This is a genomic window from Pseudomonas sp. R1-7 (assembly GCF_051132105.1).
Taxonomy (GTDB): Bacteria; Pseudomonadota; Gammaproteobacteria; order Pseudomonadales; family Pseudomonadaceae; genus Aquipseudomonas.
Genome location: NZ_CP071661.1, coordinates 2,809,359 through 2,832,336, shown reverse-complemented (window position 1 = coordinate 2,832,336; position 22,978 = coordinate 2,809,359). Strand labels below are relative to the sequence as shown.

21 protein-coding genes are annotated in these 22,978 nt (G+C 62.2%); 8 read left to right on the top strand and 13 right to left on the bottom strand.

Translation table 11 applies throughout. The features are described from left to right. The first annotated feature begins 31 nt into the window (after positions 1-31). Positions 32-805 carry an L-iditol 2-dehydrogenase gene (locus tag J3P79_RS12745; RefSeq protein ID WP_434611062.1) on the top strand — a complete coding sequence of 258 codons (774 nt, stop codon included), beginning with the start codon at positions 32-34 and terminating at the stop codon, positions 803-805. A gap of 195 nt (positions 806-1,000) precedes the next feature. Next, positions 1,001-1,852 carry a CAP domain-containing protein gene (locus J3P79_RS12740; protein ID WP_434611061.1) on the top strand — a complete coding sequence of 284 codons (852 nt, stop codon included), beginning with the start codon at positions 1,001-1,003 and terminating at the stop codon, positions 1,850-1,852. Between the two features lie 38 nt (positions 1,853-1,890). On the opposite strand, the gene J3P79_RS12735 is transcribed toward J3P79_RS12740, so the two are convergent. Beyond that, a complete protein-coding gene (locus tag J3P79_RS12735; RefSeq protein WP_434611059.1) occupies positions 1,891-2,757 on the bottom strand; it encodes a LysR family transcriptional regulator in 867 nt (288 codons plus the stop codon). A gap of 101 nt (positions 2,758-2,858) precedes the next feature. Between J3P79_RS12735 and J3P79_RS12730 the strand changes: the two genes are divergently transcribed. From J3P79_RS12730 to J3P79_RS12720, 3 genes are read left to right on the top strand one after another with little or no spacing between them, the layout of a single operon-like run. Then, on the top strand, positions 2,859-4,208 hold the full coding sequence (locus J3P79_RS12730) for an acyclic terpene utilization AtuA family protein (RefSeq protein WP_434611058.1): 1,350 nt from the start codon (positions 2,859-2,861) through the stop codon (positions 4,206-4,208). Then, the gene (locus J3P79_RS12725; RefSeq protein ID WP_434611057.1) at positions 4,208-4,531 is read left to right on the top strand and encodes an AtuA-related protein; all 324 of its coding nucleotides are present in this window, start codon (positions 4,208-4,210) and stop codon (positions 4,529-4,531) included. Before J3P79_RS12730 ends, J3P79_RS12725 begins: the two co-directional genes overlap by 1 nt. Positions 4,532-4,582: 51 nt before the next feature. Further along, positions 4,583-5,890, top strand: coding sequence for a CitMHS family transporter (locus J3P79_RS12720; protein ID WP_434611055.1), 1,308 nt, complete (start codon positions 4,583-4,585; stop codon positions 5,888-5,890). 3 nt (positions 5,891-5,893) lie between these two features. Here J3P79_RS12720 and J3P79_RS12715 read toward each other — a convergent pair whose 3' ends face one another. Next, entirely contained in the window at positions 5,894-6,793 is a 900-nt protein-coding gene (locus tag J3P79_RS12715) for an NAD(P)/FAD-dependent oxidoreductase (RefSeq protein WP_434611054.1), read from the bottom strand. A gap of 134 nt (positions 6,794-6,927) precedes the next feature. Here J3P79_RS12715 and J3P79_RS12710 point away from each other — a divergent pair, with 134 nt between their 5' ends. Then, entirely contained in the window at positions 6,928-7,377 is a 450-nt protein-coding gene (locus J3P79_RS12710) for an Rrf2 family transcriptional regulator (RefSeq protein ID WP_434611053.1), read from the top strand. A gap of 51 nt (positions 7,378-7,428) precedes the next feature. Here the strand turns inward: J3P79_RS12710 and mqo are convergent, their stop codons facing one another. The 11 genes from mqo to pedF all read right to left on the bottom strand — a co-directional run bounded on the left by mqo (position 7,429) and on the right by pedF (position 20,084). Beyond that, positions 7,429-9,069 (bottom strand): malate dehydrogenase (quinone), encoded by a 1,641-nt coding sequence (gene mqo, locus J3P79_RS12705; RefSeq protein ID WP_434611051.1) that lies wholly within the window; start codon positions 9,067-9,069, stop codon positions 7,429-7,431. 352 nt (positions 9,070-9,421) lie between these two features. Beyond that, complete coding sequence (locus J3P79_RS12700; RefSeq protein ID WP_434611049.1) at positions 9,422-10,792, bottom strand: ATP-binding response regulator; 1,371 nt, start codon at positions 10,790-10,792, stop codon at positions 9,422-9,424. Next, positions 10,776-11,933, bottom strand: coding sequence for an alcohol dehydrogenase-like regulatory protein ErcA (gene ercA, locus J3P79_RS12695; protein ID WP_434611046.1), 1,158 nt, complete (start codon positions 11,931-11,933; stop codon positions 10,776-10,778). Before ercA ends, J3P79_RS12700 begins: the two co-directional genes overlap by 17 nt. 129 nt (positions 11,934-12,062) lie before the next feature. Beyond that, complete coding sequence (gene pqqA / locus J3P79_RS12690; RefSeq protein WP_003243383.1) at positions 12,063-12,134, bottom strand: pyrroloquinoline quinone precursor peptide PqqA; 72 nt, start codon at positions 12,132-12,134, stop codon at positions 12,063-12,065. Between the two features lie 183 nt (positions 12,135-12,317). Then, positions 12,318-13,838, bottom strand: coding sequence for an acetaldehyde dehydrogenase ExaC (exaC, locus tag J3P79_RS12685; protein WP_030138944.1), 1,521 nt, complete (start codon positions 13,836-13,838; stop codon positions 12,318-12,320). Positions 13,839-14,014: 176 nt separating this feature from the next. Beyond that, a complete protein-coding gene (locus tag J3P79_RS12680; protein WP_434611042.1) occupies positions 14,015-15,790 on the bottom strand; it encodes a PQQ-dependent methanol/ethanol family dehydrogenase in 1,776 nt (591 codons plus the stop codon). A 199-nt stretch (positions 15,791-15,989) separates the two neighbouring features. Beyond that, positions 15,990-16,853 carry an alpha/beta fold hydrolase gene (locus tag J3P79_RS12675; protein ID WP_434611040.1) on the bottom strand — a complete coding sequence of 288 codons (864 nt, stop codon included), beginning with the start codon at positions 16,851-16,853 and terminating at the stop codon, positions 15,990-15,992. Between the two features lie 171 nt (positions 16,854-17,024). Continuing rightward, positions 17,025-17,960: a quinoprotein relay system zinc metallohydrolase 1 gene (locus tag J3P79_RS12670; protein WP_434611038.1), complete on the bottom strand. Its 936-nt coding sequence runs from the start codon at positions 17,958-17,960 to the stop codon at positions 17,025-17,027. 16 nt (positions 17,961-17,976) lie between these two features. Further along, positions 17,977-18,732 carry a quinoprotein dehydrogenase-associated SoxYZ-like carrier gene (locus J3P79_RS12665; protein WP_434611036.1) on the bottom strand — a complete coding sequence of 252 codons (756 nt, stop codon included), beginning with the start codon at positions 18,730-18,732 and terminating at the stop codon, positions 17,977-17,979. Between the two features lie 9 nt (positions 18,733-18,741). Beyond that, the gene (locus J3P79_RS12660; RefSeq protein WP_434611034.1) at positions 18,742-19,617 is read right to left on the bottom strand and encodes a substrate-binding periplasmic protein; all 876 of its coding nucleotides are present in this window, start codon (positions 19,615-19,617) and stop codon (positions 18,742-18,744) included. A 5-nt stretch (positions 19,618-19,622) separates the two neighbouring features. Beyond that, positions 19,623-20,084, bottom strand: coding sequence for a cytochrome c-550 PedF (gene pedF, locus J3P79_RS12655; protein WP_434611032.1), 462 nt, complete (start codon positions 20,082-20,084; stop codon positions 19,623-19,625). A gap of 252 nt (positions 20,085-20,336) precedes the next feature. Between pedF and exaA the strand changes: the two genes are divergently transcribed. Next, entirely contained in the window at positions 20,337-22,193 is a 1,857-nt protein-coding gene (gene exaA / locus J3P79_RS12650; protein ID WP_434611031.1) for a quinoprotein ethanol dehydrogenase, read from the top strand. Between the two features lie 132 nt (positions 22,194-22,325). After that, positions 22,326-22,970 carry a pentapeptide repeat-containing protein gene (locus J3P79_RS12645; protein WP_434611029.1) on the top strand — a complete coding sequence of 215 codons (645 nt, stop codon included), beginning with the start codon at positions 22,326-22,328 and terminating at the stop codon, positions 22,968-22,970. Positions 22,971-22,978: the final 8 nt, after the last annotated feature.

Here is a 22,978-nt window from a genome sequence, read left to right as displayed (position 1 = left end):
ATTTTGCCCCCACAACAACAGGAATAGCCCCATGAAACGACTGGTAGGAAAAAGCGCCCTGGTGACCGGCGCTGCCCGCGGTATCGGCCGAACGTTCGCCGAGGCCTACATTCATGAAGGCGCGATGGTTGCCATTGCCGATATCGACCTCGAGCGTGCCCAAGCCACCGCCGCGGAACTGGGCGACAGGGCCTACGCGATCAGGATGGACGTGACTGACCAGGCTTCGATCGACAGCGCCATCGAGGCAATCGTGGCCCGTGCGGGCAAGCTGGATATCCTGATCAATAACGCGGCCTTGTTCGACCTGGCGCCCATTGTCGAAATCACGCGCCAAAGCTTCGAGCGGCTTTTTTCCATCAACGTCGCCGGCACCCTGTTCACCTTGCAGGCTGCCGCGCGGCAGATGATTGCCCAGGGCCATGGCGGCAAGATCATCAACATGGCGAGCCAGGCCGGCCGGCGTGGCGAGGCGTTGGTGGCGGTCTATTGTGCATCCAAGGCCGCCGTGATCAGCCTGACCCAGTCCGCCGGGCTGGATTTGATCAAGCATCGGATCAACGTCAACGCCATCGCACCCGGCGTGGTGGATGGCGAACACTGGGACGGCGTCGACGCGCTGTTCGCCCGTCACGAGAACCTGCCATTGGGGGAAAAGAAACGTCTCGTCGGACAACAGGTCCCGTATGGCCGGATGGGCACGGCGCAGGACCTGGTCGGCATGGCGATTTTCCTGGCCTCGGCGGAAAGCGAATACGTGGTGGCCCAGACTTATAATGTCGACGGAGGCAACTGGATGAGCTGACGCGCACGAAGTTTTATGGCCTTGAGACGACGAAAATGGACCTATTCGCTTGAAAATTGATCCGACTACTTGAGGATCATCCCAAACGGTACCAAACGGTGCCGTTGCACGGGATTTCAAGAGAGCGTGAATACCGTTGCCCCAGCGGGGCAAAAATTGCGCATCATAGGCGCCGTCCGCTCAAGGGAGATTTACATGCGTGCCATTTTTTCCGTCATGCGCCTTGCCGCGCTGTCGCTGGGGCTGGCTTTTGCCGCCAGCGCCGCAGCCACCGAAGAGACGCAACTGGTCGAGTCCATCAATCTCTACCGCAGCCAGTCCCAAAGCTGCGCCGGCCAGGCGTCCCTGGAATTGCCTCCGCTGGCGATGGATTCGCGGTTGATCCTGTCGGCCAATGGCATCGGCGATCTGCAACAGGCCTTGGCGCGGGCGGCTTATCCGATGGTCAATGTGCAAGCCATCAGCCTCTCCGGGCCTCGCGACGCCCAGGCCGCGATGAAAGCCGTACAAGAAAGCTTCTGCCAGGTCGTGCTGGACCCGCAGTTTGTCGACATCGGTGTCAGCCGCCTGGACCGGGAATGGCGCATTGTGCTCGCCCGCCCACTGTTGTCCGCGCGCCTCGGTGACTGGCAGGCCGAAGGCCAGAAACTGCTCAAGCTGATCAACAGCGCCCGTGCGCAGCCGCGCCGCTGCGGCACCGAAGCCTTCACCGCCACGACGCCACTGGCCTGGAACGCCACCCTGGCCCTGGCCGCTGTCAATCACACCCGCGCCATGGCCAATAACAACTTCTTCGACCACAGGGACCGTGACGGACGCATGCCGGGCGACCGCGCTGAACTGGCGGGCTATCTCGGACAGGCCATTGGCGAAAACATCGCCGCCGGGCAGGACACGGCGCTGAAGGTGGTGGACGGCTGGCTGGCGAGCCCGGGCCACTGCGCCAACCTGATGAATCCGCAATTTCGCGAACTGGGGGCTGGGTATGCGGTGGACCCGAAGAGCGATGCGGGGATTTATTGGACAGCGATGTTTGGCACCCAGTGACGGTGCTGGTTGGACTTGCGAAGGCCGCGCATTGGCCCTCATTCTTGGCGCAATACCCGTCGCACATGCCCCATGAACTGGCTTAACGACGGCGACGGGGCCACTGGCTTGCGCTGCAGCAAGCCAATCGAGCGTTTTGCAGGTTGGTCGATGGCGGTGACCGCACACTGCTCACCGATGTTGAACACCGCCGTGCAACTGGCCGGCAACAAGGAAAACCCCAGCCCCTCGCGGACCAGCGCCGTGGCGGTGCTCATGTGCGCCACTTCCCAGGCTGGCGCAGGCTCAACATTTAAATAGCGCAACGCCGCATCAGCCAACGGCCGGATGCTGGTGTCCGGCGTCAGGGCGATATAGGGCTGCTGTTTCCAGTCGCCGTGATGATCCTTGTGGCTGAGCAGGACCAGGTTGTCGTCCAGCAGGCGCTCGAAGCTCAGGCCAGACAAGTCGTCCGGCAACGAACTGATGCCGGCGTCCACCTCGCCGCCCTGCACCCACCCCATGATTTCCCCGGCGCGCCCATCCAGCAGATGCACATTCACGCCTGGGTGCTCACGCTGGAACGAGGCGATAACCACTGGCAGGAATGACGCGGCAGCTGTCGGCAGCGCCGCCAGCCGGAGCGTGCCACGGCTCAAACTGAGGGTGTCGCGGGCATCGCGAACGGCGTCGTCCATGTCCCGCAGCATGCGCCGGGCCTGGGGCAGGAAGTGCTCGCCGGCGGGCGTCAACTCGACGCTGCGGGTGTTACGCGCGAGCAACTGCAAACCCATGCTCTCTTCCAGTTTGCGGATGCTGTAGCTCAGCGCCGGTTGGGACAGGTGCAGTTGTTCGGCCGTGCGGGTAAAACTGGAGGTTTCAGCGATCAGGATGAAGGCGCGAAGCTGGCGGAAGGAGACGTTCATGGCCCGCTCATAAAATTATTGGATCAATTGATTCTACCTTTAAAATTCACAGAACAATCCAGCGTCTCCACTATAGGGCAACCCTTCAGTGGAAAACGGACATGACAAAAACAATTCTCGTCGGGTGTGGCGCCGGTTTCGCCAATGACCGGCCTGACGCCGCCCTGCGCCTGGCCCAGGACCTGGCACAACGCAGCGGCCAACGCTACATCATGCTGGAGCTGTTGGCGGAACGGACCCTGGCCGAGGCGCAATTGCGCAAGCGTCTCGACCCACAGGCCGGTTATTCCGCCCGATTGTTCGATTTTCTCGAGCCCATGCTGGACCTGTGCATCGAAGCCGGCATCCCGATCATCACCAACGGCGGCGCCGCCAATCCGAGGGCTGCCGCCCAGCGATTGCGCCACGCCCTGGCGGGTCGTTTCCCTGGGCTGAAGATCGCTTGCGTGCTGGGTGACGACCTCTTGGACGAAACACCTGCGCGCTACGCACGATGGCTGTCGTCCGATCCACAGGAACAGCCGGTATCCGTAAACGTCTACACCGGCGCCGACGGTATCGTCCAGGCGTTGACCGACGGTGCCGGCATCGTCCTGTGCGGCCGTGTCGCCGACCCCTCGCTGGCCGTCGGTGCGATTCGCCATGGGCTGGGTTGGAAAGCCGATGATTGGCAGAAAATCGCGGTAGCGACGGCGGCTGGACACTTGCTGGAGTGCTGTACCCAGGTCACCGGTGGCTATTTTGCCCACCCCGGCATGAAAGACATTCCAGACCCGGCCAATCTCGGCTGTCCGATTGCCGAGATCCACGAGGACGGCCGCTTGATCATCGGCAAGAGCCGCCACAGCGGAGGCCGGGTCAGCGAGCAAACCGTGAAGGAACAGCTTCTTTACGAAGTACACGATCCTCGACGCTACCTGACGCCCGACGTTGTACTGGATCTGGGCGAAGCGCGCGTGCAGGACTTGGGCGAAGACCGCGTCGAGATCAGCGGCCTGCTAGGCCATCCACACCCCGATACGCTCAAGGGCTTGGCGGGTGTACGCGGCCTCTGGTTTGGCGAAGCGGAAATATCCTATGCCGGCCCCGGCGCCTTGGCGCGGGCGGCACTGGCGCGAGAAATCCTGCTGGAACGTTTCGACCGATTGGCGCCAGGGGTGCAGCCTTGGATCGACCTTTCCGGCGTCGCCAGTCTGTTCAACGACCAAGGCGGTCGCTACCTGAAACAGCAATTGGCCAAGGCACCGGCCCTTGAAGACGTACGCGTGCGCATCGGCCTGACCCACACCGACCGACCGCTGGTAGAAGCGCTGTTGGCCGAGGTGGAATCGCTCTACACCAACGGTCCGGCAGGTGGCGGTGGTGTGCGCCGACACCTCGTCGAGGCCGTCACTACGCGAAGTTTCCTGTTGCCACGCGATGAAATCCACACAACCCTGGAGTGGTACTGATGAGCCTCGTCACCCTCGCCGATTTCGCTCACGCCCGTGCCGGCGACAAGGGCAACATTCTCAGCATTGCGGTATTTCCGCACGACGCGGCCCACTACGCCTGGATGCTACAGGCGCTGACCTGCGACCGGGTCGCCGAGCAATTCGCCACGCGAAGCCCCTCCAAGGTGCACCGCTATGAACTGCCGAACCTGAACGCGCTGAATTTCGTCCTCGAGGATGCCCTGGAGGGCGGCGTGAACCGCAGTTGCGGGCTGGACCGCCACGGCAAGAGCCTGAGTTACCTGCTATTGGCCTTGCGCCTGCCAGGTCCGCGGGACTGACCGATCCATCGCCCCAAAGTCACCGACAACAATAAAAAGAGAGGCTGCAACATGATTACAACCCTGGGTTTCCTGATGATGTTGGCCATCATCGGACTGATATTGCTGCGCAGGATCAGCCCGGTGGTGGCGTTCACCACCCTCCCCGTGGTCGTTTGCCTGCTCGCCGGCTTCAATCCTGGTCAGATCGGCGAGTTCATCAAGGCCGGCCTGATCACGGTTGCCCCGACCGCCGCGCTGTTTCTGTTTGCCATCCTGTTCTTTGGCATCATGCGTGACCGAGGGCTGTTCGATCCTCTGGTCAACCTGCTGATCCGCAGCACGGGCGGCAAGCCGCTGGCCGTGGCGGTGGTGACGGTACTGGTCACATCGGTGGTGCACCTCGACGGCGTCGGCGCCGCCACGTTCCTGCTGACCATCCCAGCGTTGCTGCCCTTGTACAAACGCCTGAACATGAGCCCGGCCATGCTGCTGTGCCTGGTCGGCACCACGGCTGGCGTCATCAACATGGTGCCTTGGGGCGGCACGACCGCCCGCGCCGCCGCAGTGTCTGGCCTGGACGCCACCGAGCTGTGGCTGGGCTTGCTGCCAGTGCAGATGGTGGGCCTGGTGTGCATGCTCGGAGTGGCGACGATCCTGGGCCTGCGCGCCCAACGTCGCCAACCGATGTCGCTGGGCGCCGCCGCGACGTGTGACATGGACGATCTGCAAACCCAAAACCGCGAATTCAGCCTCTCCCCCCGGGAGCTGCGCTATTGGCTGAACGTCGGGCTCACCGCGGCGATCCTGGTGTGCCTGTTCACGGGCATTTTCCCCTTGTACGCCTGTTTCATGGTGGGACTGGGCATTGCCCTGCCGCTGAACTTCCCCTCACTGGACGCCCAGGCCGAGCGCCTCAAGGCCCACGCGTCCGATGCGTTGCAAATGGTCCTGGTGATGATGGCTGCCGCCGTCCTGCTGGGCGTGCTCTCCGGCGCGAAGATGTCCGATGGCATGGCGTTGGCGCTGATCGATATCCTGCCCGCGGGTTCTGCCCAATACCTGCATGTGATCGTCGGTTTCTTCGGCGTGCCCCTGGGCATGATCTTTTCACCGGACGCCTATTACTTCGCGCTCCTGCCGGTGATCAAGGATGTGGCCGCCGCGGCCGGCGTTCCCCTTGAAGCCGTCGCCCGGGCCATGTTGATCGGTGAAAACACCGGATTCTCCATCAGCCCCGTAGTGCCCAGCGTTTACCTGGCACTTGCGCTGTCCGGCGTGGAACTGCGCAAGCACATGGCCTATACGTTTTTCTGGGCCTGGGGCGTCAGTCTGGTGATGCTCGCTTTCGCCGTGGCAACGGGCGCGGTACAAGTCTGAGCGTCAAGGGTGGGCCTGGAAGATCAACGACCGATGCACCCCCGAGCCCGCCCTCACCCCATCGCCAACGGCCAGCGCGACCGAGCCAAACGGCATCGCCGCGTCGCCGCAGGCGAATACCCCGGGAACGCTGGTTTCACGAGTCATCGGGTCGGCCTGGATGAACGCGCCGAGCGGGCCCTCTTCAAAGTTGCAACCCAGGGAGCTGGCGAGTGAACTGGCAACGCGGGTATGCGGCAAGACAAAAAGTCCGTCAACGGCGATCACTCGCCCGTCCACCAACACCACGTTGGCCCGTTCGCCTTCAATACGTTCGACGCGTTCCGGCACCAGGGCTACGCCACGTTGCGCCAGGCTTTGCTGTTGCTCAAGGTCGGGCTCGAACACGCCATTGGTGAAAAAAGTGGTCGGGCCCCAGTCGGGCAGCATCAACGCATGGTGCAGCGACATCGGCGACGTCGCCAGCACGCCAATCGGCCCTTGCTCCAATTCATAGCCGTGGCAATACGGGCAATGAAAAACACTTTTCCCCCAGCGCTCCGTCAGCCCTGGCACATCGGGCAACTCATCGATCACGCCGGTGGCCAGCAGCAGGCGTTTGGCACGGTAGCGTTGTCCGCGGGCCGTCTCGACGACGAAGCCGTCCGCGTCGCGGGTGGCGTGGATCGCGCTATCCGATAGCCATTCCACGGTTCGGTAAGCCATGAGTTGAGCGCGGGCGTCATTGGCAATGTCACCTGGGGCACGACCGTCCTGCCCGAGAAAACCATGGGAAGTCGCGGCAAACCGGTTACGACGCTGGCCTGCGTCGATCACCAGCACCTTTTGGCGGGCACGGGCCAATTGCAGACCTGCGGACAATCCAGCGTAACTGCCGCCAGCGATGATGATGTCGTGTTCCATGGGGCGATCTCCATGTTGGAAGGCGTGGGGCTTTCTCGAAACATCGTAAGTTTCTTGAAAAGCACCTGTCAACAGTCTCGTAACTTTTGCAATTACAGGCGATACTCGACGCAGAGTCACCTTCGGACCCGCCCATGAGAAACGACACCCGCCTATCGCGCATGCTGCACGTCTTGATTCATATGGATCGCCACCAGCAATCGGCCACGTCAGATACCCTCGCCCAGATGTTGGGCACCAACCCGGTAGTGGTGCGCCGAACCATGGCGTTGCTCAAGGAACAGGGTTACGTCACTTCGGAAAAAGGCCATCGGGGTGGCTGGAGCCTGGCTAAACCGTTGGCGCAGATGACGCTGCTGGACATTCATCAGGCGTTGGGCAGCACGTCGATCTTTGCCATCGGCCTGTCCACTGATCATCCGCAATGCCTGGTGGAACAGGCGGTGAATGCGGCGCTGACGGATGCGTTCGATGAGGCCCAGGCGTTGTTGCTCAAGCGTTTGGGGAGCATTACGTTGGCGCAACTGGCGGAGGATTTTGATGTGCGGTTTCGGGGTGAGCCCAAGGCCGAGCGTCACACATAAAAACGCCGCTCAATGAGCGGCGTTTTTTTACCTGACCAGACAGCGTCCGGTTTACAGCGCCATGTCGGCCGCTGGATTGGCTTCCCGAGCTGCAGCCGGTTGTGCCGGCGCTACAGCGGTCCCAGCCTTGCCGACGGCCGGTGGCGGATCCAGTTGCAGCACTTCACTGGTATAGGCCCATTCCTGCGCAACACGCTCAGGGCTTTCGTTCAGCTTGGTGCCGTAGCTCGGTACGATCTGGCGCAGTTTTTCCTGCCAGGCCGGGGTGGCTACCTTGTCCTTGAAGACTTTCTCAAGCACGGTCAGCATGATCGGCGCGGCAGTCGAAGCACCTGGCGAGGCGCCCAGCAGACCGGCAATGCTGCCGTCCTGGGAAGCGACGACTTCGGTGCCGAGTTTCAGCACGCCGCCCTTCTCTTCGTCACGCTTGATGATCTGCACACGCTGGCCGGCTTGCCACAGGCGCCAGTCTTCCTGCTTGGCGTCCGGGAAGTATTCCTTCAGAGCGTTGAAGCGGTCTTCGTCCGACAGCATCAGTTGACCGGCGAGGTATTCCACCAGCGGGTACTGTTCGATACCGACCTTGGTCATCGGCCACACGTTGTGGGTCGTGGTGCTGGTCAGCAGGTCAAAGTACGAACCGTTCTTCAGGAACTTGGTGGAGAACGTGGCGAACGGGCCAAACAGGATCACGCGCTTGCCGTCGAGCACGCGAGTGTCCAGGTGTGGAACCGACATCGGCGGTGCGCCCACCGAAGCCTTGCCGTAGGCCTTGGCCAGGTGCAGTTGGGCGATGGTCGGGTTTTCGGTCACGAGGAACGAACCACCCACCGGGAAACCTGCGTATTCACGGGCTTCCGGAATGTCGGACTTCTGCAGCAGGTGCAAGGCACCGCCACCGGCGCCGATGAACACGAACTTGGCGTCGGTCTCGGTTTCGGTACCGTCTTTGAGGTTCTTGTACGAAACGCGCCAGGTGCCGTCTTCGTTGCGGGTGATGTCTTCCACTTCGCTGGACAGCTTGAGGGAGAAGTTCGGCTTGGACTGCAGGTAAGCTGCGAACTGACGAGTGATCTCGCCGAAGTTCACGTCGGTACCCAGCGAGCTCCAGGTCGCCGCGACTTTCTGGCTCGGGTCACGCCCTTGCATCATCAGCGGAACCCACTTGCTGATCTGCGCCGGGTCCTCGGAGTACTGCATGCCGGCGAACAGCGGGCTGGCCTGGAGTGCGTCGTAGCGCTTCTTCAGGAACGCGATATTGTCGTCGCCCCACAGGAAACTCATGTGCGGCGTGGAGTTGATGAACGAGCGCGGGTTCTTCAGCACACCGTTCTTGACCTGCCAGGACCAGAACTGACGGGAAATCTGGAAGGCTTCGTTGATTTCGATGGCCTTGGAGATATCCACCTTGCCGTCTTTTTCCGGCGTGTAGTTCAGCTCGGCCAGCGCAGAGTGACCGGTACCGGCGTTGTTCCAGCCATTGGAGCTTTCTTCGGCAACACCGTCCAGGCGCTCGACCATTTCCATGGTCCAGCCCGGCTCCAGCTCATTGAGCCAGATACCGAGGGTCGAACTCATGATGCCGCCACCAATGAGCAAGACATCCACTTTTTTCGGCTCGGCGGCGTGCGTGGTCGCAAGACCCATCGCCATCGCCAGGCCCAAGAGCGCCGTGTGTGTTTTCTTCAACATTTGTGTATCCCTAGGATGGAACGCCATTCCGTCCTCCAATTCCGTTCAAGCATGAACCGCACCCCATTCCGGCTTTGCCGACGGGCGGGTATCGAGTGGACTGGAGGATGGACCTACAGGGCCGAGCATATCGGCCTCACATTTATGTCTCTCCGGCGCTGACTTCTTGTAGGTCTTGGCTTCAGCTGGGTGAGGGACACTGCAAAACGGTCTGGAGCGGGCCCGGCGTGACCGTGCCCGATTGTCGCAGCGGGGGGAGTTTACAGAATGAACTAAACAGACCGAAGCGTATTTTTTCATTCCAGGCGAAAACGCCGACAAATGAACCTTGTGGGGGCTGTGTGAAACTTGGCTAGCCGAGCAACTGGCTCAACACCGCTCGCAACTTGCCAGGCTTCACCGGTTTGTTCAGCAGCGGCGCGTTCAGCTTGCGCAACGCCCGGCGGCATTGGTCGCTGCGGTCGGCAGTGATGATCACGGCGGGAATCGCCTGTTGGAAATGCTCGCGTAGATGCCTGACCACTTCGCAGCCGACCACACCATGGTCAAGGTGGAAATCCGCCAGGACCAGTTCCGGGGCACGGCCTTGCAGGACGTCGAGGGCGGCCGCTTCGTCGGTGGCGGTCAGCACCTCGCAGCCCCACTGCTCCAGCAGCGCCGCCATGCTCTGCAGGATGCTCACTTCGTTGTCGATCACCAGCAGCCGTCGCCCCGGCAGCGGATTGCCGGTCACTGCCTGCACCGGAACCTGGGACATGGGCAGTGGCCGTTCGGCGGACAGCGGCACCTCGATGCTGAACACCGAACCGCGTCCCGGTCGCGAGCGCACCTGCACCCGATAGCCGAGGATATGGGCGATGCGCTCAACGATTGCCAACCCCAGGCCCACGCCCTTGCGATCCGCCGCCCGGCCGACGTCCAGCTGGTTGAACTCCAGGAAAATCGACTCCAGGCTATCGGCAGCAATGCCGCGTCCCGTGTCCCAGACTTCCAGGCGCAACCGCCCTCCCCGACGCCGGGCCGCCAGCAGGATGCCGCCCTGGTCGGTGTAGCGACAGGCATTGCTGAGCAGGTTGCGCAGGATCCGGGTGAGCAATCGCAGATCTGTCAGTACCGCGTCATCGGCAAACCGCACGCGCAAGTCCAGGCCCGCGGCACCGGCCACTGACTGGAATTCGGACACCAGCGGCGCCAATAGCTCATCCACCCGATAAGGTGCCAGGTCCGGCCTGACAGCGGCTTGATCCAGGCGCGAGATGTCCAAGAGATCGGTGAGTAAATCTTCGGCGCCTTCGAGTGCCTGGTGAGTCCGCTCCACAAGCACATGCTCTGAGCTGGGCAGCTGCCGCTCGCGCAAGGTCGCGATCAGCAGGCGTGCGGCGTTCAGCGGTTGCAACAGGTCATGGCTGGCGGCGGCCAGGTATTTGTCCTTGCTGCGGTTGGCGGCCTGGGCGGCGTCACGGGCATCGCGCAACTGTTGTTCGATCAACTCGCGCTGGGCGATCTGCTGTTGCAGGTTGTGGTTGGCTTCCAGCAGCGCATCGGTGCGTTCGGCCACCCGCTGCTCCAGTTGATCGTTGAGCTGTTGCAGGTGCTGTCGGGCCTGCTCCAGTTCATCGAGGCGCGCCGCCAACTCCGGGTAATGGCTCTTGCGTGTCGAGTGATTGCCCAACCCCAGCAAGCCGGCCAGGGCTTTTTGTTGCTCCTCAGAGGGCTTCGCCATAGACGACCTCGACATCCCGCTGGCTCGACTCCCGAGGGTTGGTAAGAATGCACGGGTCGTGCATCGCGTGTTGCGACAGGAACGGAATATCCGAGGTGCTGACGCCATGCAGCCCGAGGGTTTCGTGGAAACCGATGGTGCGCTTGAGAGCGATCAGGTGTTCCACCAGCCGGGTGCGGATCTGCCGATGGTTGAGCCCACGGCAATCGATGCCCAGGGTCTCGGCGATGACTTTGAAGCGATCGGGCGCCGAAGTGTAGTTGAACGCCACCACATGCTCCACCAGCACCGCGTTGCACAAGCCATGGGGCAGGTCGAGGAAGCCGCCCAAGCTGTGGGACATCGCATGCACCGCGCCAAGGATCGCGTTGGAGAATGCCAACCCGGCCTGCATGCTGCCGAGCATGATCTTTTCCCGCAACGCGACGTCCGCCGGGTTGGCGATCATCTGCACCAGGTTGTTGTTGATCAGGCGCATCGCCTCCAGCGCATGGGGATCGGTCAACGGCCCGTGGCCGGTGGAGACGAACGCCTCGATCGCATGCACCAGCGCGTCGATGCCGGTACAGGCGGATAGGAACGGGTCCATGCTCAGGGTGGTTTCCGGGTCGATCAACGACACGTCCGGCACCGCAGCCTTGCTGACGATGGAGAACTTCATGCGCTCTTGCTGGTTCGAGATGATGACAAACTGGGAGACGTCCGCCGACGTGCCAGCGGTAGTGGGAATCAGGATCAACGGCGGGCTGGGTACTTTCAGCGTGTCCACGCCTTCGAACTCAAGAATGCTGCGACCATGGGCGACCACGATCCCGATCGCCTTGCCGCAATCCATGGGGCTACCGCCACCGACGGCGACGATCACGTCGCAATGGTTCTCGCGGTAGGTCTCGGCACCGAGCATGACTTCCTCGACCCGCGGGTTGGGCGACACGTCGCTGTAGACGCAGTAATCGATGCCTTGGGCTTGCAGGCTGGCTTCGACATCGCCGACCCAACCGGCGGCGATGACCCCGGGATCGGTCACCACCAGCACCTTGCGGGCGCCGAAGGTCTTGGCGTAATTGCCAACATTGTGCCGACAGCCGGCACCGAACATGATTTCAGGGGAGACGAACTTGCGCAGCGGACTAAGGCTCATTTTTCCAGGGGGGCTCATCGGTAAGCCTGTTGTTATTGTCGTGGGATACGTTGAGCCTAAAGCATCCCGCCGTGAATGCAATCCGACCAATGGGTAGCCCGGCCCGAACGCATCAGGCCGGGCCGGCACTCATCGATTGGCGAAGTACATCGTCACTTCAAAGCCGATACGCAGGTCGGTGTACGCGGGTTTAGTCCACATGGGTCTTTCCTCTTCTTGTACCGGGCGATTCCGGCAGGTTCATTAATGCACGGGTCGATCAGGACCCGAATGCTACTTTCGAAGCGGTGGGTGGGGTGCGTTGGTACTACTGGAGCAGCGAGCACTTGTGGCGAGGGAGCTTGCTCCCTCGCCACAGGAGTCACTCGGTGAATGCTTCGGGGGTCAGAAGAACCCCAACGGATTCACGTCATAGCTCACCAGCAGATTCTTGGTCTGCTGGTAATGATCGAGCATCATCTTGTGCGTCTCGCGACCGACGCCGGACTTCTTGTAGCCACCGAACGCAGCGTGGGCCGGGTACAGGTGGTAGCAGTTGGTCCACACGCGACCGGCCTTGATCGCCCGGCCCATGCGGTAGGCGCGGTTGATGTCGCGGGTCCAGAGGCCGGCACCAAGGCCGAACTCGGTGTCGTTGGCGATCGCCAGGGCTTCGGCTTCGTCCTTGAAGGTGGTCACGCCTACCACCGGCCCAAAGATTTCTTCCTGGAACACGCGCATCTTGTTGTGGCCCTTGAGCAGGGTTGGCTGGATGTAATAGCCGCTCGACAGATCCCCTTCCAGGCGCTCCGCCGCACCGCCGGTGAGCAGCTCGGCGCCCTCTTCCCGGGCGATGTCCAGGTACGAAAGAATCTTGTCGTACTGCTGCTGGGACGCCTGGGCGCCAACCATGGTCTCGGTGTCCAGTGGATTGCCGCGCTTGATCTTGGCGATCTTCTTCATGACTTCGGCCATGAACGGCGCGTAGATCGATTCCTGGACCAAGGCACGGGATGGGCAGGTGCAGACTTCGCCCTGGTTGAAAAACGCGAGCACCAGGCCCTCGGCGGCCTTTTCGATGAATGCCGGCTCGGCTTGCATGATGTCTTCGAAGAAGATGTTCGGCGACTTGCCGCCCAGTTCCACGGTGGACGGGATGATGTTCTCGGCGGCGCATTTCATGATGTGCGAGCCCACCGGGGTCGAGCCGGTGAAGGCGATCTTGGCGATGCGTTTGCTGGTGGCCAGGGCTTCACCGGCCTCGCGGCCAAAGCCGTGGACGATGTTCAACACGCCGGCTGGCAGCAGATCGGCGATCAGCTCGATGAATACCGTGATCGACAGCGGCGTCTGTTCCGCCGGCTTGAGCACGATGCAGTTGCCGGCGGCCAGGGCCGGGGCCAGTTTCCAGGCGGCCATCAGCAGCGGGAAGTTCCACGGGATGATCTGGCCGACCACGCCCAGCGGCTCGTGGAAATGGTAGGCCGTGGTCAACTCGTTGATCTCGGCAGCCCCGCCCTCTTGCGCGCGGATGCAGCCGGCGAAGTAGCGGAAATGGTCGGCTGACAGCGGCACGTCGGCGTTCAGGGTTTCGCGCACGGCCTTGCCGTTGTCCCAGGTCTCGCTGACCGCGAGGATTTCCAGGTTCTGTTCGATGCGGTCGGCGATTTTCAGCAACACCAGGGAACGGTCCTGCACCGACGTCTTGCCCCACGCATCGGCGGCGGCATGGGCCGCGTCCAGGGCCTTGTCGATGTCGGCGGCGCTGGAGCGCGGGAATTCGCCGATGACTTCGCCATTGACCGGCGACGTGTTGGTGAAGTATTCGCCGTTGACCGGCGCGACGAACTCGCCGCCAATGAAATTGCCATAGCGCGGCTTGAAGGAAACGACGGCGCCTGGGGTTCCGGGTTGTGCGTAGATCATGATGGGCCTCTGCCTGGTCGATGCCTGTCGCGGGACAGGCGATAGGCCGATGGTAGAGAGCCCCGTGCGGTGGACGAATGCGTCATTGGCAGGGGGCTCTCTCGTTATTTGGTCGTAGGTTTCAAGCGATAGGCGCAAGTTCAAGGCCAGCGCAGGCCCTTGTGGCGAGGGAGGTTTCAGCGCTTGGCCACAAGCTCCTTCGGCAACTTGAAGGTCCAGAGCATGCCGCCCTGGTTGAAGTCCTTCACGCGCTTGGCCACCTCACCGCCCCACAGCGGCACCGCACCGCCCCAGCCGGACACCACCGAGACGTACTGCTCGCCGTCCATTTCCCAGGTAATCGGCGAGCCGAGCACGCCGGAGCCAGTCTGGAATTCCCAGACCTTTTCCCCGGTCTTGGCGTTGAACGCCTGCAGGAACCCTTCAGGCGTACCGGTGAATACCAGGTTGCCCTTGGTGGTCAGCACCCCGCCCCACAGCGGCGCGAAGTTCTTGTGGCGCCAGACTTCCTTGCCGGTCTTGGGGTCGATGGCCCGCAGCACGCCGATGTAGTCCTCGTTCAACGGCTTGATGGTGAACCCGGCGCCGAGGAACGCCGCACCTTTCTTGTAGGCGATGCCTTCGTTCCAGATGTCCATGCCCCACTCGTTCGACGGCACGTAGAACAGGCCGGTGTCCTGGTTGTAGGCCATCGGCATCCAGTTCTTCGCACCGAGGAACGCCGGGGCGACGAATACCGAGCTGCCCTTGGCTTCGCTGCCCGGCGCCCCCGGACGGCTGGAGTCGACATAGATTGGCCGCCCGTCCTTGTCCAGGCCGCTGGCCCAAGTGATCTTGTCGACGAATGGGAAGCCGCGGATGAACTTGCCGTTGGTGCGGTCGAGCACGTAGAAAAAGCCGTTACGGTCGGCGGTCGCTGCGGCCTTGATGTCCTTGCCGCCTTCCTTGTAGTTGAACGAGATCAGCTCGTTGACACCGTCATAATCCCAACCGTCGTGGGGCGTGCTCTGGAAGTGCCACTTGATCGTGCCGTCGTCCGGGTTCAGGGCCAGGCGCGACGAGGAGTAGAGGTTGTCGCCAGGACGCAGGTGGGAGTTCCACGGGGCGGGGTTGCCGGTGCCGAACAGCAGCAGGTTGGTTTCCGGGTCATAGTAGCCGCCCAGCCAAGGCGCCGCGCCGCCGGTTTTCCAGAGGTCACCCGGCCAGGTCTTGCCGGCTTCGCCGCCGGAAATGCCGTTCTCCACCGCCTTGCCGTCCTTGTAGACGTAGCCCATGTGGCCTTCCACGGTTGGCCGGGTCCACAGCAACGCGCCATTTTTTGGATCGAACGCGCTGATCTGGCCGACCACGCCAAACTCGCCCCCGGCCACCCCGGTAATGAGCTTGCCATTCACGACCATGGGCGCGGCACTGATGGAGTAGCCTTCCTTGTGGTCGGCGACTTTCTTGCTCCACACCACTTTGCCGGTGTCCTTGTTCAACGCCACCAGCTTGGCGTCGAGGGTGCCGAAGAACACCAGGTCGCCATACAAGGCCACGCCCCGGTTGATCACGTCGCAGCAAGGGCGAATGTCGTCGGGCAGTCGCGCATCGTACTGCCAGAGTTTCTTGCCGGTGCGTGCGTCCACCGCGAACACTCGCGAATAGGACCCGGTGAGGTACATCACCCCGTCCTTGATCATCGGCTGCGCCTGCTGGCCGCGCTGCTTCTCACCGCCGAAGGAAAACGCCCAGACCGGTCGCAGGTCCTTGACGTTATCGACATTGAGGGCATCGAGCGGGCTGTAGCGCTGGCCCTGCACGCCCAGGCCGTTGGTCACGATCTGTTGCGGATTCTTCGGGTCTTGGAGAATTTCCTGATCGGTCACGGCGGCCAAGGCCGAACCGGACAGCAGCATGGCACTGAGCAGCAGGTTCACGACGAAGGGCTGGCGACGTGCGGGATGAATCATGGCGGCTACCTCTGCGGTTATTGTTATACCCGGGAAATTTTCCCGGTCTGCCACAGATTCTTGGGCCAGGGGCCGCCGCCAACAATTGCCCGCAGTGTTGAGTTTTCTAGTTCCTTGGTACATGCGGGCGCCGTTGCGTGCAAACAAACCGGTCCCACCCACGAAATGCCCTCCTGATCCAACTCTGCGTTGAGGCCCATTATTTTATGAAAAAATCCCGCAAAACGCGGGCAAACTCTTTGGGGGATTCATCAGCGGGCCAATGGCCTGCTCTCTCGATCACGGTTTCGCTCACGTTCTCTGCCAATGCCTTGAGGTGTTCGGCAGTCTTTTCCGCAAAACCCCAACGGCCACCTATGCCCATGACGGGCATCATCAGCTTGCCAAGCCGGGCGGTCTCGGCGTGGTCATCCATGTCCTGCCAAACTGCCGCGTAGTAATTGAGGCCCGCTCGCAGTGCGCCTGGTTTAATGATCTGCCGGACATATTCCTCGAAATCATCGCCACTCACGCCCTCAGGGTTGGCGGACATCTTCCAGAAGAACCAGGACAGTAACTCGCGCTCTTTTCCGCGAATGAAAAGTTCCGCAACATCGGGCTGGGTAAAGAAACTGAGTTGCCAGCTACTGGAGACGTCCCAATCTCGAGATGGCGTCAGCTTGGCTTCGTAGCCGAAACCCGGCAGCGCATATTCGGCGAGGGCGAGCCTTCGTACATCGCTCGGGTGCGCGCCGGCGTATTGGTAAGCGACACCGACACCGTGATCGTAACCAACAAGGAAGATCGGTCCTGGGTTGAGCTTTTCGAGGAAAGCGCGCAGATCGCGCGCCATGGTTCGCTTATCGTAACCCCCAGCAGTAATCGAAGACCCTCCGGCCCCACGCATATCAGGGGCAATCAGGAGGTACTGATCAGCGAGTTCCGCCATGACCCGATTCCACATCAGCGAATGCTGCGGCCAGCCGTGGAGAAGCACGATCGGTTCTCCCTGGCCTGTGAACCGATAATGCATCTCCATGCCGTTGGCGCGAATTTTGTCGTGTTGGATTGCTGCGCTATTCATCTCATTGACGCTCCAGAGCCAGCCTTGTATCGAGGGTGCTCTGCGGTCTGAACATCTTTAACACCGCGACATCAGCTATTTTTCAGGCACTACACCTCTGCTGTGTCCGTCGTAGCACTGTAGTCCCTGTCGAGTGTTTTTTCACTTTCAGTTACCACGACTTACCGGGGACTATTGAGGCTTGGCATCCACCCGCCTCATCCCCATCCGCTCATAACGCGGATAAAGATGACTGACACTGCGAATCAACTCATACCGGCTCAAGCTGATCCCGGCGAAGCGCTCGGGGATGGGGCTGCGGATCATCTCGGCCATGTCGTCGCCGCGGGCGGCGCCGTCGCGCATCAGTTGGTCGAGCCAACCCAGGTAGTCGCGCATTTGCAGGAACGGCCGGGCGTCGGTCGCGACCGGGCCGTGGCCGGGGACGATTTGCTTCCAGGGCAGCGCCTGGAGGGTGTCCAAGTCCTTGAGCCAGACCTCCAGACCAGGGCTGTTCGGGGTCGTCAGGGCGCGTTCATAAAACACCAGGTCGCCGGCAAACAGCACGCCGGTGGTTTCGTCCAAGATCGCCAGGTCCGCGCCGGTATGGCCGGCCAACGCCAGCAGGCGCAGCGAATGGTTGCCCACCTTCAACGTCCTGGGGCTCAGCGCCTGGGTCGGCAACACCACCTCGGTGCCGCGCATCCAATCGCCTACCAGTCGGTACATGTTTTCCGCCAGCGCATCGCCCTGCTGTCGCAGCAGATCGGCGGTGCCGGGCAACGCCCCGATGGGCACGCCACTGAATGCCTGGTTGCCCAATACATGATCGGGATGATGATGGGTCAGCAGCACCTGGACCACCGGTTTGTCGGTCGTCGCTGCGATGGCTTGGCGCAACGCTTCGCCATAACGCTTCGACGGCCCGGTGTCGATGACTACCACACCGGCGTCGGTAACGATGAACGCCGTGTTGACGATATTGCCACCGTTGGCCTTGGCGAAATTATCGGTGCTGCCTTCCAGCAACCAGATACCCTCGGCGAGCTGCCGCGGCTTTAGGGAATAATCGGTGGCGGACCACGCCGGCAGGCACAGCCCAAGACAGATCAGCAACAACCAGCGCATGGCGCGCTCCTTGTGGTCAGGGAATGGCCGCGTCGAACTGGTTGCCGCTGTTGTCGCGCAGCACCAGGCGGGTCTGGCCCGAGCCTCGGATGTCGAAGCCCAGGTTGGGGTTTTCGCTCACCGCCGGAAACAGCTCCAGGCGCGCCAGTTGCTTGCCGTCGGCGTCGAACAGTTGCGCCTGGTTGATGAAGAATTCCGGGATGCCGCTTACCAGGCCGTTGTCCATGGGATGGGCAATCTGCAAGCGCAGGCGATTCGAATCCCCACGCGGGTAACGCCCGCCCAGCACTTCCCCCAGGTGCTCCTCCCAACCCGCTTGGGTACGCACCACGCTGGGCGCGGTGCAACCGCCACCTGCCGCGTCGATCACGGTCGAGCCAACGTGCCACAGGCCGTCGCGAGTCTGCACGGCGGCGCGCAACGGCGTGGCCTGTTCGATACGAATGCGGATCGACAACCACGGCAGCACCCGCTCCGAGGGTTGGAAATCAACAATCTTGGGCAGCGGGTTGAGTTCGGCCCAGGCCAGCATCCGCACGACATCGCCGGCGAACGCCCGGGCATCGATTTCCAGCGGCACCTGGCGCGCGTCTTCGGCGAACGGTGGCGCCAACAGACGCACCCTCTCGTCGAACACGAACGGCGCGTCCGCCAGCAACTGTTTGTGATAAAAGGCCCACATCACCGACGGCACCGGGTCCTTTCCCGGCTCGACTGCACTCGCCATCAACGGCAGGCACCCCAACAGCAGGCCAAACGCTCGCCAGTTCATCCCGCGCTCCTATTGGTACATTTCAGGTACTTCGTAGCGCAGGCCATAGCGGGCATACAGCGCCTTGAGGCTGCCATCGCGGATCATTCCCTCCAACGCCTCTTCCACGGCATAGGCTAACTGACGGTTGCTTTCATGCACCGCCATGCCGATGTCCCAGCGTTGCTTGCCCATATTGGGGTAGGCGTTTTCAGCGAGGGCCAACTGCGGGTCAGCGGCTTGATGGACCTGCCAATCGATTTCCCCGCGCATCGCCATGACAGCATCGACTTCGCCGGCCTGCATGGCCCCGAAGGCTTTGGCGACGGTGGGGTAATGGCGGGTCTTGGCACTGAGCATGCCGTTGAAGACCGAGGTCAGGTAGAAGGACGGCACGCTGTCGACTTCCACCCCAATGGGGTGTTGCTGGAACACCGCGACACTGCCCACCGAATCCAGTCGGCGGTGGTCATACGCCACCTGCCAGCACTCCTGCTGATACGGCCCGAACATCACGACCTGGGCATTTTCCAGCTCACCGATGTCGTTGCGCCGTTGCACATAGTCGTGATCGTAAGGAACGCGCATCATCAGGTCGGCCAGTTGCCGGTCGTGCAGCGGACTGCTGCGCCAGATGTAGTCGCGCAGGTCATCGTCGAGTTTTTCACCGGGTGGTGCCCACATCAACTTCAGCCGCACGTCCATGGCCTTGGCCAGGGCCTGCGCCAGTTCCACATCGACGCCCCGGGGCTGGCCCTGGTCTTCAAAACTGTACGGGGCAAAATCCTTGTAGACCGCCACCTTCAACTCGCCGTCGGCGATCATCTGGTCGTAACTGCGGACCTGCGCCTGCACCGCCTGGCCACACAGCAACAGGCTGCACATCACCCACGCGAACAGGCGCATGGCAATCACTCCTCGACGTGCACGCTGTCCAGATAGGTCCGCACCGCCCAAAGCGCTTCCTGGCTCAGGTAGTCGGCCATCTTCGGCATGTAGACCCGGCCGTCGCGCACCGCGCCGTGGCGCACGCGTTCGACGAACCATTCGTCTCCGACTTCGGCGGCGTCGAGCTTGCGCAGGTCCGGGGCGATCCCGCCGGACTTGGCCTCCAGGCCATGGCAGGCCGCGCAGTTCTGGTTATAGGCCGAGGCGCCGATTTCCACGGCTTTGTCCCGTTCAGGAGAATTGCGATAGGGATTTTGTGCGGCCCAGCCATCGGCATCCAACGGCAGGTTGGTGTCCTTGATGGGCGTCAGTCCCTTGGTTTCCACTGCCTGGGGCACTACGTTGCCATGGGCCCACGCGGAGCCTGCGCCGGTCAGCCCTATCAGCAATGCGGTAGCGATGATGGCGTTGCGTTTTGTTGTCATTGTTATGCCCTCGAAATTGCACGCAAGACCTCTTCGCAGAGGCCGTGCCGTCATCTTAGGAACCGCTTGCCACCAGCCGAATGCTGCTTTGGTGGCCGGGGTCTAGTTCCTTGGTAGCAGGCCATCCGACGCAAGTCGCAAAGACAAGCGGCTTGGGAAGTCTTCCCGGCAAGGGCGGGACTTTTTCCGTATCGGTCGTGGGTGGTGAGACCCGACCCTAGTCAGGCCAAAACCTCACTGGGAAATCCCACCATGACAATAAAAACGCTCCCTGCCCTCTCGTCCCTGACTGTTGCCTTGCTGCTGGCCGGCAGCCTGTCCCTGAGCCCACAGGCCAAGGCCGCCGTCAGCTGGGAAGACATCGCCAACGACCACCTGACCACCCAGGACGTGCTGCAATACGGCATGGGCACCAACGCCCAGCGCTGGAGCCCACTGGCCCAGGTCAATGACAAGAACGTGTTCAAGCTGACCCCGGCCTGGTCCTATTCATTCGGCGACGAGAAGCAGCGCGGCCAGGAATCCCAAGCCATCGTCAGCGACGGCGTGGTCTACGTCACCGGCTCGTACTCGCGGGTGTTCGCCCTCGACGCCAAGACCGGCAGGCGCTTGTGGACCTACAACCACCGGCTGCCGGACAACATTCGCCCGTGCTGCGACGTGGTCAACCGGGGCGCGGCCATCTATGGCGACAAGATCTATTTCGGCACGCTCGACGCCCGGGTGGTCGCCCTGGACAAGAACACCGGCAAAGTGGTGTGGAACAAGAAGTTCGGTGACCACGCCGGCGGCTACACCATGACCGGCGCCCCGGTGCTGATCAAGGACAAGACCAGCGGCAAGGTCCTGCTGATCCACGGCAGTTCCGGCGACGAGTTCGGTGTCGTCGGGCAGTTGTTCGCCCGTGACCCGGACACCGGCGAGGAAGTCTGGATGCGCCCCTTCGTCGAAGGCCACATGGGCCGTCTCAATGGCAAGGACAGCACGCCGACCGGTGACGTCAAGGCGCCCTCCTGGCCCGACGACAAGACCACCGAGACCGGCAAGGTCGAGGCCTGGAGCCACGGCGGCGGCGCGCCTTGGCAGAGCGCCAGCTTCGATCCAGAGACCAACACCATCATCGTCGGGGCGGGCAATCCCGGCCCTTGGAACACCTGGGCGCGCACGGCCAAGGACGGCAATCCCCATGACTACGACAGCCTCTACACCTCGGGCCAAGTGGGTGTCGATCCAAGCACGGGTGAAGTGAAATGGTTCTACCAGCACACCCCCAACGATGCCTGGGACTTCTCCGGCAACAACGAGCTGGTGCTGTTCGACTACAAAGATAAGGACGGCAAGGTGGTCAAGGCCACCGCCCACGCCGACCGCAACGGTTTCTTCTATGTGGTGGACCGCAACAACGGCAAGCTGCAGAACGCTTTTCCCTTCGTCGATAACATCACCTGGGCCAGCCATATCGACTTGAAGACCGGTCGCCCGGTGGAGAACCCTGGCCAGCGTCCGGCCAAGCCATTGCCAGGTGAAACCAAGGGCAAACCGGTGGAGGTCTCGCCGCCATTCCTCGGTGGCAAGAACTGGAATCCCATGGCCTACAGCCAGGACACCGGGCTGTTCTACGTACCGGGCAACCAGTGGAAAGAGGAATACTGGACCGAGGAAGTCAGTTACAAGAAAGGCTCGGCCTACCTGGGCATGGGTTTCCGCATCAAGCGTATGTATGACGATCACGTCGGCAGCCTGCGGGCGATGAACCCCACCACCGGCAAAGTGGTGTGGGAGCACAAGGAACCCCTGCCGCTGTGGGCCGGCGTGCTGGCGACCAAGGGCAACCTGGTGTTCACCGGCACCGGCGACGGCTTCTTCAAGGCCTTCGATGCGAAAACCGGCAAGGAGCTGTGGAAGTTCCAGACCGGCAGCGGCATCGTCTCCCCGCCCGTTACGTGGGAGCAGGACGGCGAGCAGTACATCGGTGTGACCGTCGGCTATGGCGGCGCGGTGCCGTTGTGGGGCGGCGACATGGCCGAACTGACCAAGCCGGTGGCCCAGGGCGGATCGTTCTGGGTGTTCAAGATCCCGAGTTGGGATAAGGCGACAGCGCAGAAATAACCCGAAGCAATCCCCAGTCCCCTGTGGGAGCGGGCTTGCTCGCGAAAGCGGTGGTCCAGCCAGCCTTGGTATTGACTGACACTACGCCTTCGCGAGCAATCCCGCTCCCACAGTTAACACCGAGTACCTGCCATGAAATTTTTGCCATTACTGCTTCTGTTCATCGGCGCCATTGCCCATGCCGATGACCCCGACATCCCTCTGACAATCAACGGCTGCACCATCGCCGAATCCAGCCAATGCCCCGGCGCCAACCTGCGGGGCGCCAACCTCGCCAACCAGGACCTGCGCAAGATGAACCTCGCCGGCGCGGATCTGCGCGACGCCGACCTGCGTCACGCCCGCCTGGACCTGGCCAATCTGGAAAAAGCCCAGCTACAGGGTGCCAACCTGAGTCGCGCCAGCCTGCAACAAAGCAACCTGCGCCTGGCGGACTTCAGCGACGCCAAGCTCAAGGCGATCCAGGGTTGGGGCCTGTTTGCCCAGGGCACGCAGTTTCAGCGGGCCGACCTGACGGCGGCCTATCTTGAGTTCGCCCGCTTGTCCGGCGCCCGTCTGCACAACGCCAACCTGCAAGCCGCCAACCTGGAAATGGCCTGGCTGAGCAAGGCCGACCTCAAGGGCGCCGATTTGCGCGATGCCAATCTGCAAGAGGTCAAACTCGGCGAAAGCAATCTGGAACAGGCCAACCTGACGGGTTCGCGGCAGCACTACGGAAATTTCCAGGATGCGAATATGCAGGGGTGTGTCGGGTGCCCAACGTCTTGGGAACAATGAAGCCCCGT